At 69.8% G+C, this 10,891-nt stretch carries 7 protein-coding genes; all 7 read right to left on the bottom strand.

Features of this window, described 5'->3' with window-relative positions:
* Positions 1-82: 82 nt before the first annotated feature.
* The gene (locus R6Y94_RS11250) at positions 83-1,369 is read right to left on the bottom strand and encodes a hypothetical protein (RefSeq protein ID WP_318395761.1); all 1,287 of its coding nucleotides are present in this window, start codon (positions 1,367-1,369) and stop codon (positions 83-85) included.
* Positions 1,366-3,195, bottom strand: coding sequence for an RICIN domain-containing protein (locus tag R6Y94_RS11245; RefSeq protein ID WP_318395760.1), 1,830 nt, complete (start codon positions 3,193-3,195; stop codon positions 1,366-1,368). Before R6Y94_RS11245 ends, R6Y94_RS11250 begins: the two co-directional genes overlap by 4 nt.
* 347 nt (positions 3,196-3,542) lie before the next feature.
* Positions 3,543-4,859, bottom strand: coding sequence for an ABC transporter substrate-binding protein (locus R6Y94_RS11240; RefSeq protein ID WP_318395759.1), 1,317 nt, complete (start codon positions 4,857-4,859; stop codon positions 3,543-3,545).
* 87 nt (positions 4,860-4,946) lie between these two features.
* Positions 4,947-5,846 carry a carbohydrate ABC transporter permease gene (locus R6Y94_RS11235; RefSeq protein WP_318395758.1) on the bottom strand — a complete coding sequence of 300 codons (900 nt, stop codon included), beginning with the start codon at positions 5,844-5,846 and terminating at the stop codon, positions 4,947-4,949.
* On the bottom strand, positions 5,843-6,727 hold the full coding sequence (locus R6Y94_RS11230; RefSeq protein ID WP_318395757.1) for a sugar ABC transporter permease: 885 nt from the start codon (positions 6,725-6,727) through the stop codon (positions 5,843-5,845). Before R6Y94_RS11230 ends, R6Y94_RS11235 begins: the two co-directional genes overlap by 4 nt.
* Positions 6,724-7,545, bottom strand: a complete 822-nt coding sequence (locus R6Y94_RS11225; protein WP_318395756.1) for an IclR family transcriptional regulator — start codon at positions 7,543-7,545, stop codon at positions 6,724-6,726. The genes R6Y94_RS11230 and R6Y94_RS11225 overlap by 4 nt, the downstream gene beginning before the upstream one ends.
* A 116-nt stretch (positions 7,546-7,661) precedes the next feature.
* Positions 7,662-10,772 (bottom strand): TIM-barrel domain-containing protein, encoded by a 3,111-nt coding sequence (locus tag R6Y94_RS11220; protein ID WP_318395755.1) that lies wholly within the window; start codon positions 10,770-10,772, stop codon positions 7,662-7,664.
* Positions 10,773-10,891 lie beyond the last annotated feature (119 nt).

Raw genomic sequence — 10,891 nt, 5'->3', positions numbered from 1 at the left:
GGGTCACCGGCATGGGCTGCTCCTGTGCCCCCCTACCGGGGTTGCCGGCGCCGCGAGCAGCGCCGGCAACCCCGGGAACCGGTCAGCGGTCGATGGAGACGAAGAACGGATCGTTGTTGAGGATCCGCTGGGTCTGGTAGAAGCCCAGATTCAGGTACCGGCGGCCGGATTCCTGGTTGTCGAGTTCCCCGATGAGACGGGAGGACCCGTGCCAGGTCCGCCAACCGTTGGTGTCGCCGTCGGCCGCGCTACTGCCGGTGTACGCGCCCTCCTTGGTCGAGGCGAACGGGTACTCGTCGCAGTTGAGGTTGGGGCTTGCCGCGCCCGGACCCCACACGTCCTCGCAGACCTTGCCCGCGTACGTGCGGTTGCGGTCCTGCAGGACGCTGTCGACCAGGCGGTGCAACGGTCGCTGGTCGGCACCCAGCGACGGCTTGAACTCGCCCGGCGGGACCTTGATCAACATGGACGGGAAGGTGCGCTCGACATGGTGCAGCGCGTCGTCGATGTGCTGGATCGATTCTCTGACGGCTTGCTCGTTACCGTCGGCCCGGGCCAGCGCCAGCAGGTCGAAGGTGGGAATGAAGTCGGAGAAGACCGTACCGTTGTGTCTGCCGGCGAGCTGGCCAGCCGAGTCGAAGCGCACCTGGGCCCTGGTCATGTCGTCCTCGAGCCACGGGGCGATCCTCGGATCCACCGGGATGATCGCCATGTTGAGTTCGACCAGGCTGTCGACCAGGTACTCGGCACCGATGCCGGTGCCGTCCGGCGAGGTCATCGTGACATCGAACCGGGGATCGAGCCGCCAGGTCCCGAGCAGTTGCTCCCGCTCGCCCGATGTCGGAGTGCAGGTGACGAGGCCACCGCTACAGCCGCTCAGATCGACTCTCATCGGTGTCGTCTCGCGTTCCACGCCACCCAGCGCCGTCCAGTTGTCGAAGGTCAGGGTGAAGTCCACCTGTCGGGTGCCGTTCTGCGCGATGCCGATCAGTGTGTAGTCGAACTCTACGCTGGCCAGCACGGTCGTGCAGCCGGTGCAGCGCAGCTCGACCTTGCGATGGCCGATGTGACACCGGCTGAACCGGTCGGCCATCCAGCCCTCCTGGGTCGCGGCGGCTGAGGCGTGCTCGCTCCGGCAGACCCCCTTGAGCTCGTCTTCCCGGGACGCGACGGCCCGGTCGGCGCTGCGCAAAACGGCGCTGTTGGTCTGTGGTGGCGCGTCGGGTGGCACCGGCGTACCGCCCACCGACTCGGTGACGATCCAGCCGAACTCGGCCGACGCCGGGGCCGCTGTGGCGGGCACCGCGGCGACGCCCGTCGCGAGAGTCGTGGTCAGCAGCACTGCGAGTCGCTTCAGTACGGTGGTCACGCGAATTCCTTCCGGACGCAGCGGTGGCCCAGGCAGGCGTAGAGCAGCCGGCCGGTCTCGGCCAGGTAGACCATCGTGTATCCGGCGTAGGACCGGTCGGCTTGCCGGCTCAGTCCGGTCGCCGGGCTGTCACTGGTCACCACATGCACCTTCTCGGCACCGTCGACGGTGTTGAGGGTCGTACCGGAGCGGCGGGTGAAGTCCGCGGCCGTCAACGTCGTCGTGTGCACACCCGCTGCCGCCGCACGGTCGCCGACCGCGGCGCGGGCACGCTGCCGGACTGCGTCCGCCGTTACCGGAGCGCTCCGCTTCGGCGCGGCCGTGGGACGGTCTGCCCCGGCTGCGGGACCCCGGGTGGTGTTGCACACCTTGCGGGCCCGCACACAATCCGCCAGCCCGGGAACAGTGGCCAGGCACTGGGTGGCGTCGGCCGTCAGGCAGGCAGCCAGAGCCCGCTGGTCTACTCCATTGTGCACGCCGCTGGCCGGGGCCGCTGGTGCCGGCGGCACGCTGCCGGTCCGGGCCGCCGACCCGACACCGGGCTTACCGACCACGAATCGGTCTACTTCCCCCGGCAAGCCGGCGGCGCTCGATGCTCGGGTAACCAGTGACGTGGTGAAGCAGTGTGGTGGACTGTTGGGCTCGTCCAACGTGAGCGTCAGCGGATCCGGCTGTCCACAGACGTTGGCCGGGAAGGCAGCCACCTCGCGCAACTGCGGGCGGCGCCACAGTCCCTCGTCGCCGAGAATCTGCACCCGGTTTTCGAACGTCTTGTCCAGCACCGTGTTCTCGGCGTACTGGGGAAGCAGCCCGTACTGCAGGTCCCGGGCGCGGCCGCCGGTGGCGAGTTGGGTCGTGCCCACCGGGTTGAAGTCGTAGAACATGTCCCACTGGCCGTCCGAGTTCCCCTGGCTCATCCAGGTGTGCATGGTGCCGTCATCGAGTGTGGAGTCGACCGCGTCGATGGCGTGGTACTCCTCGACGAGCCACCCGTCGCGCAGGCCCGTCTCGACCCAGTAGGCCGAGTGGGTGCTGGAGTTGGTGCTGGCCAGGTAGTCGCCCCGCCAGCCCATTTCGACGTAGTCGTATCCGGGGTTGTCTCCCCCGCTGGTCAACGGATTCCAGTTGACCTGGTTGGACATGGTGTTGGCGTCCCGAGGGGTGGAGCCCGCCTCGTTCAACGTCATCGGATGCTGGCGCCACGCTCCCATCACCCCGGACACCAGGTCGGACGAGTGTACGCACAGCGCGATCACATTGCGGGCAGGACAGTCGAAGGTACCGATTCGGATCCGCCAGAGCTGGGTCGCGAAGTAGCTGCTACAGCCCCACATCGTCGCCGGCGCGTTGTCCGCGCTGTTGTACAGATCCAGGCAGCGACCGTCGCGCTTGTTGCGTAGCGCGAAGCCGCCGGTGGGAAATGTCCGGGCGGTCCCGGTGGTCCACAGTTGCTGGTCCGCGGTGCCGCAGTCGGCGAGCGCGACGTCGGCACCGTCGGCGGCGGCCGCCGCCTGCAGGCAGCGGCCGGACGAGGCGTGCCGGATGCGGTAGACCGGTGCGGCACCCGGCGTGACGACCTCGAAACTCCAGCGCTGCGCCTTGACATCGGCTAGCTGGCCGACCTGGTAGCTGCGAACCTTGACCTTGGTGCCTGCGGTGTCGGCGTCGGCTGCCAACACCTGGAGGTCATCCTCGGTGGCCTGGCCGATGGCCACCGGATCCGGGAGCGGGACCGCAGCCTCGACTGCGGTGGCTGGTACCAGAAGGACTCCCGCTGCCAGGGTGGCGGCGAGTACCGCCGCACATCGGCGTCGGACTTGCTGCATACATGCTCCTCCCGCGATGCCGCGGATACAGGGGCACGACTCGGCAACCCGGCGGCCCCCGTACCGCTTCGGCGTTGGCTGTGCGGTCTCAGCCTGGGGTCTCGGGTTTGAATCCGGCATGCAGCCGGCTTGAATGTGCAGCTCACGCCGCTGCGGCGAGGGGCAGCGCGACGCCGGAAAGGGCCAAGATCGCGACGGCTGGAGGACGGGTATCAGAGCCTGCGGGGGGCGCTTTCGGGGTCAGGCTCCGTCGCGGACGCCGAAGAGTGTGCCGACCAGCGCGGACGGCCACCCCGGGGCGCGAGCGACCGCAAGGATCGCGATCGCCCGCGCGCCGCCTGGCAAGGTCACTTCGTCAGCGCCTGCATCTGCTCACGGGCCGTGGCCAGGGCGTCCTTCGGGGACGCCTTGCCCACCAGTGCGGCCTGTACGCCGGTGGCGAGGGCCTGTTCGATCTGGGCGAACTGGGGGTAGATCCAGAACGGGTCGGGCTCGGCGGATGCCCCGATGCTGGCGCTGAACTCCTTGGTGAACACGTCCGCCTGGACCTCCGCACCGGACAGCCCCGCTGTGGTGGTGGGCGGAAGACCTGCCTTGGCAAACCATTCGGCGCCGTACTTCGGGTCGCTGGTCAGCGTCGCGGCGAACTTCGTCGCCGCCTCGGCACCGTTGCCCTGCACGACCGCGATCGCGTGCCCCCAGGCCAGGTTGCGCGATTTCGCTCCGGTGGCCAGCACCGGCCGGGAGGTGGGCCGCAGCTTCTCGCCGAGTTGCTTGTCCGAGGCGGTCTTGAGGACCGCACCCCGGCCCGCGATGGCGTCCTCGTAGTAGCCGACCTTCCCCTGGGCGAACAGGGCACGGGCGTCGAACCGGTTCACGTCGGGGGCGATGAGCTTCTCGTCGTACAGCTTCTTGTACCAGGTGAGCGCCGCTACGCTGGCGTCGTCGCCGACGACCACCCGGCCATCCTGGACGACCGGCGAGCCGAACGCCCACATCCAGGCGATGAAGTCCTTGAGCTGGTCGACCTTGGTCATCGCCGCCCACGGCACGATCCCGTTACCGAGCCCCTTGAGCGCGCGCAGCGCCTGCTCGAAGTCCTCGATGGTGGTCGGCGCGGTGCTGATGCCGGCCCTGCCGAGCAGTTCGGAGTTGCCGATCAGGCCGATCCCCGCCGTGGTCCAGGGCAGTCCGTACTGCTTGCCCTGGACCTTTCCGATGTCCAGCGCCGCCTGGGTGTAGCCGCCACCGGTCGCCGGCGCGCCGAACTCCACCAGCTTGCCCGTCGCGGCCAGGGTGGCGAGCCAGGCGACGTCCACCTGTACGGCGCCGGTGAGCGTGCCGCCACGGACCTGCAGCAGCACCTGGTTGAGGTAGTCGTTGTACGGGTACGACGCGGTGGTGATCTTCGCGCCGTTGGCGCCGGCGTACGTGTCGAGGAGCGCCTGGAGCGCGTCCTTCGTCGACGCCTCGTTGAGCGACCACCCGGTGAACGAGAAGTCCTTCCCGCCGTCGTCACCCGACGACCCGGCGGAGCCGGTGGTCGACGGGGCGCAGGCGGCGAGGGCCCCCGCGCCCAGCGTGGCGCCGGCGCCGAGGCCCACGAGCCGGAGCAGGTTACGGCGGGACAGCGAGCTGGCGGGAAGACTGCCTGACGATGTCATCTGGAATCTCCTGTGGTTACGGGACGAGGTGTGTGGCGTTATGGCCGGGTCGCCCGGAGCCGGACGGTCGGCACGGGATGCGGGGCGTCAGCCCTTGACCGCGCCGGCGGTGAGGCCGGCGACGAGGTAGCGCTGGAGGATGATGAAACCGATGACGACAGGTAGCGACACGACGAGCGAGGCGGCCATGAGGTCGGGCCAGGCTGCCTGGAACTCGCCCAGGTAGGTGTTGACCAGCCCCGGGGGAAGGGTCTGCTTCTCCGGGCCGGCGAGGGTGAGGGCGAAGATGAAGTCGTTCCAGCCTCGGATGAAGGCGAACAGTCCGGTGGCGACGAGGCCGGGCAGGCTCACCGGCAACACGATGCGGTGGATGATGGCGCCCTGCCCTGCGCCGTCCACCTTGGCCGCCTCGATCAGTTCGTCGGGGATCGTGTCGAAGAAGCCCTTGAGTATCCAGACACAGAGCGGCAGCGTGAACGTCGTGAACGAGAGCACCAGCGCCAGGTAGGTGTTGAGCAGCCCGTACGCGCTGAAGACCAGGTAGAGCGTGATGAGCAGGAGCGCCTGCGGGAACATCTGGGAGGCCAGCACCAGGTACATCAAAGACCGCCGGCCGCGGTAGCGGAACTTCGCGAAGGAGTACGCGGTGTAGCCCGAGACGACCACCGTGAGGAGTGCGGTCAGCAGCGAGACGACAAGGCTGTTGCCCAGGTAGCGGGCTAGCGCCGGGTTGTCGGCGAGGTTGGTGAAGTGCTCGAAGGTCACCGTCCGGGGCCACAGCCGGGGCGGGAAGGCGAACACCTCGTCGTTCGGGGTGAGCGCCGTGACCAGCAGCCAGTAGACCGGGCTGAAGGCGAAGGCGCCGATCACGGCGACGGTGACGGCCGCACCGAACGGCCGGGACCGGCGTTGGCGACGGGCGCGTGGCGGGGCGACGGGGGTGCCGGCATCCTTTGCCGGCAGAGTCCTGGATTCGGCGATCGTCACGACTTCTCCCCTCGTTCGGAGGCCCAGACGTACACCACGACGAGGACCGACAGCAGCGCCATCCAGAGCGCGCCGAGCGCGGCGGCGCGGCCCAGGTCGAAGCCCTTGAACGCGGTGTCGTAGACCGAGACGGCGAAAGTCGTGGTGGCACCGGCGGGCCCGCCGCCGGTCAGCACGTAGATCGTGTCGAAGTGCTGGAAGTTCCAGATGGTCTCCAGCAACAGCACTACCCCGACGATGCCGCGCAGGTGGGGCAGGGTGACGTGCCAGAACCGGCGCAGCGTACCCGCCCCGTCGAGTGCGGCCGCCTCGTGCAGCGTCTGCGGCACGGTCTGGAGACCGGCCAGCAGCATCACCATCATCCAGGGGAAGCTCGCCCAGGACTTGGCGACGATCACCGCGAGCATCGCCGTACCGGGCTGCCCGAGCCAGCTGATCGGGTCGTCGACCAGGCCGAGGCGTACCAGCAGGCCGTTCAGGACCCCGTAGTTGGCGTTGAAGATCCACATCCAGACGAACGACACCACGACGCCGGGGATGATCCACGGGAAGAGGAACAGCCCTCGGAGTACGGCCCGGCCGGGCAGCCGGGTGTGCAGCGCGAGCGCGAGCGCGAAGCCGATCGCGAACGGGATGAGCGTGCTGGCGACGGTGAACACGAGGGTGTTCTGCAGCACCGGCCAGAACTGGTCCGCGAGGACGGTCCGGAAGTTGTCCAGTCCGGCGAAGCTGCGCCCGGGCAGCACCAGGCTCTGCCGGAACAGGCTCGTGGTCAAGGACCCGACCAGGGGATAGAGCACGATCGCGCTGAACAGCACCAGCGCCGGCAGGGTGAGCAGGAAGCCGAAGGTACGGTCGGAGAGCCGGCGGCCGGCGCTCATGACACCGCCTCTGGCGTGCTGAGCCGCTGCGGCGTGACGTGGGCCGGGCCGACATAGCCGAGACCGATGCTGATCGAGTCGGCCGCTTCGATCACGGCCCGCACGAGTTCCGCCTCGCGCTGCGCCAGGTCGATCGCGGACAGCGGGCCGGACACCGACAGGCCGGCCACCACCGCTCCGGATCCGTCCCGGATCGGCGTCGCGACGCAGGCCCGGCCGAGGGCCAACTCCTCGATCTCGGTGGCGTAGCCCCGGGCCAGCGTACGGGCGATCTCCTCGTCGAGCTGCTCGTGGTTGGTGACCGTGCGGGGCGTGTAGGCCGGCAGGGTCTCGCCGGGCAGCACGCTGCGCCGCTGCTCGGCGGTGAGCCCGGAGAGCAGCGCCTTGCCGAGGCCGGTGGCGTGCAGCGGGTTGTACTGCCCACCGAGGACGAACGACCGGGGGGCGTTCCGGCCCTCGAAGTTGAGCAGGTAGAACAGCCGGTCGCCACGCCGAACCGCGACGTTGGCGCCCAGCCCGAGTTCGGCGGCGAGGTTCTGCGCCGTCTGCCGGGCCTCCCGGTGCACCGGGTGGTTGTTCAGGACCGAACCGCCGAGCGAGACCAGGTCGAGCCCGAGCCGGTAGAGGCCGCTGATCGGGTCGCGGTCGACGAAGCCGGCGCTCTCCAGGGTGGCCAGCAGCCGGGACGCGGTGGAGAGGCCGAGGCCGGTCGCCTTGGCCACGTCGGAGACACGCATCTCGGACCGCCCGGCGCTCAGGGCGCGCAGCACGCCCAGTGCCCGCTCGACGCTCTGGTTGCTGCCGGATTCCGCTGCCATGTGAGACCCTCTCTGAAAGTTGCTTGCGCGATCCGGGAGGCTAATCCCGCAGGTTGCATGCGGTCAACGCCCGGATGCCGTGGCGACCTGCCTCGGCATCCGGCGTCGACCGCTCGTCAGGGCCGGGTGAAGCGGACCGCGTCCGCCCGGGTGGCGCCGGAACCCGCCGTCAACGTCACCGCGGCGAGTCCCTCCGGTAGCTGGTACGTGCCGATCGAGTGCCACGACCCGCCGGTGGCGCACTGGTCGACCGGCACCGTCACCCCGCCGACCGTGTACGTCGCGTCGGCGCTGCAGATGGTGTTCCCGGGTGTCCAGACCTCGACCTGATAGCTGCCGGCCGGCAGGACCGCGCGCCAGGTGGCGGTGAGCCCGGCCGTTCGGGTGTACCGGCTGCCCGACCCGTCGAAGCCCTTCAGGCTGCTGGAGAGCCAGCTACCGGACTCGCCGTACGCCGGGTTGTCCGGATCGCAGGTCGACGGCGTCCCCTCGTTGGTGACGACGACGACCGGGTCCACCTCGCCGGGCAACGGCTCGATCGAATGCGGCTCCGACGGCTCTCCCCCGCCGGCGCTGTTCGTGGCGGTCACCCGGTAGGTGCCGGCGACACTCGCGTTGTCGAGCACCAGACCGGTACCGGTCGACGAGCCGACGACCAGCTCCGGGCTGATGCCGCAGTCCTGCCGCAGTTGTGCCGTCACCACGTACGACCGGGTGCCCTCGACCGGGTCCCAGCTCAGCGTCGTGGTCCCGGTGCCGGTGTCGTGCTCCAGGCCGGTGACCCGCCCAGGCACGGCGGTATCCCGCGCGACGGTGTGCTCGGCGGTACCGCCGCCGGTGAGCCGGTACGTGTGTCCCGCGGCGACCGGGAACCGCAGCGCACCCGTGACCGGGTCGATCCGGTAGCCGACCCGGTCGCCGGTCCTGGTGTCCCGCACGGTCAGCGAGCGGGGATCCCAGCCGGTGTTGGCGTTCTCGACGGTGACCGCGTCGCGGCCCCGGCCGGCGGTGTAGCGGGAGCCGGTCGAGACCGGGTACACCTCGGCCTTCAGCGCCCCGGCCTTGCCGCTGACCAGGACACCCTTGCCGCCGGCGAAGGCGGGGATCCGGTCGGCACCGATCGCGTAGTCGCGCAGGGTCGTCGGTCCGCGGAACACCGCTCCGGTCTCGATGTCGATCCACTTGCCCGCCGGCAGGTAGACGTCCCGAGTCTGCGCCGTGGCGAAGTCGGCGCCGAAGACCGGGGTGGCGAGCAGCGATTCGCCGAACATCCACTCGTACTGCCGGGTGGTGTCGTTCGCCAGGCCGTAGGTGGCCGGGTCGTCCGGGTAGGCCAGCGGCAGCGGGGTCACCGCGCTCGGGAACCCGGTCTCGTACCCGTCCAGCACCGCGTCGTAGATGTACGGGCGCAGCGTCTCGTGCCACAGCGCCAGCCGCTTCACCGACGCCGCGTAGTCGTCGCGGCCGAGTTCCCACGGGCCCTTGCCGAAGGTCAGCACCGGCAGCATCGCGTTGAACTGGGCGTTACGGACGAAGTACCGCTGGTACGCCGGGTCCCCCAGCAACGGACCCGGGGTGCCACCGACGATGTCGGGGGACAGGTTGCCGGCGCCGGAGGCGGCGTAGTTGAGCAGGTTCACCGGCATCCGGTCCGGGTCCTCGTGGTAGACCTCGCCGGTGCCGTAGATGGTGTCGTTGATCCGGATCATGTCACCCGGCACCGAGTACGCCGCGTTGCGCACCATCAGCAGTTCGCTGGCGTCGTGCAGCGCGTTCTGGACCGCGTTCCAGTTGCCGTCGAGGTGGAAGTTCGGGTCGTAGAGCATGGTGTCCTCCTTGAACCCATCCACCCCCCACAGCCGCAGCCGGTCGACATACCAGCGCACCGCCTCCGGGTTGGTGCCGTCCAGGACGTAGCTGGCGCCGGACGGGAACTGGGCCCGGGTCACCACCCGCGGCGTACCGTCGGCGTTGCGGAGCAGGTAGCCGTGGTCCAGCGCCTCCTGCAGGAACGGCCCGTCGTAGCTCGGGTTGTGGTTGCCGCCGTCGGCCGGCAGGGCCTTGAAGTTGTTGCGGGCGCCGAGCAGCAGCTTGATGTCGTTGTCGGCGAAGAGCTTCTTCAGCGCGTCCGGATCGGGGTAGCGCGGGTTGGGCAGCCCGTCGTCGCGCCCCTCCTCGGCGGTGTCGTCCCACATCCCGAAGCTGTTCGTGGTGCCCTCGACCTTGTTTCCGCGCGGCCCCGGCCAGAAGCCGGACCCGACCACGCCCCAGCTCAGCGGGTACCCGTGGTCGAGGAACCCCTGGACCGTGTCCATCACCGAGGACTGGTACGTGTCCCAGGCGAGCGCGCCGTACGCCTCCCAGCCGAGCCCGAAGGCAGACTCGGCGGGCTTGGCGTCGAGGTACCCGTGCCGGTGCCGGGCCTGCCGGTAGTCGGCGTACACCTGGCGCAGGTCGCGGCCGACGAAGTAGTACAGGCCCTTCACCTCGTCGACACCGGCGGCGCCGAGCCGGTTCTCCTCCGTGGTGAGACCGACCCGCTTCTGGCCCTCGGCGAACCACACCTGGCCGAACCGCTGCTTGGGGAAGATGGTGAAGTTGGTGATGAAGCGCTTGCAACTGCCCTCGTTGGTCAGGTCGTCCAGCACCAGGCCGGTCAGCTCGGTGCTCGGCCGGACCTGCACGTTCCCGCTGCACGGTGTGCCCTGCTCCGGCTGACCGTCGGCGAACGAGCCGTAGTCGCCGAGCCCGTACGCCGGGGCCACCCCGCCGGTACGGAAGTCGACCGTGCTGCTCTGCCCGGGCAGGTCCGGCACGGTGACCCGGGCGTACGTGTCGGTCGGCTGGATGTGCACGGTGACCCGCGCGCCGTCCGTCATGGTGACCGCCAGCACTACGGTGGCGGCCCGAGGGCTGGAGACCAGCCGGGTCTCGGCGGCAATGCTGAAGTCGGTCGCGGTGGAGGTCTTGATCCGCAGGCCGGAGCTCGGGTGGGCCGGCGCGACGGGCTTGCCGGTCGGGGTCTCGAACGAGTACCGGAAGCCGTCCTTGACGATCCGCATCCGGTAGGTCGTACCACGGATCACGATGCTGTCACCGGCGTCGACCACCCGCCGGCCCGGTCGGTCGGTGTCGGGTTGGCCGGCGGCGGGGGCTGCGGCGGTGAGGCCGAACCCGACTATGACCGTGGCGGCGACCGCGGTTGTCCGCGTGGCGCGTTTCCGCATGATGGGCTCCTGAGTCACCGGGCGGCGGGGGCACGCCCTGGGGGGTGAAGGTGTGGAGTGAGCGACCCTATCTGGAAGTTGCTTGCGCGATACGGCAAGATATCCCGCATGTTGCACAA

This window comes from Plantactinospora sp. KLBMP9567 (assembly GCF_033446045.1).
GTDB lineage: Bacteria > Actinomycetota > Actinomycetes > Mycobacteriales > Micromonosporaceae > Plantactinospora.
The sequence above is the reverse complement of the archived record's forward strand: the minus strand, read 5'-3'. Positions and strand labels throughout refer to the sequence as shown.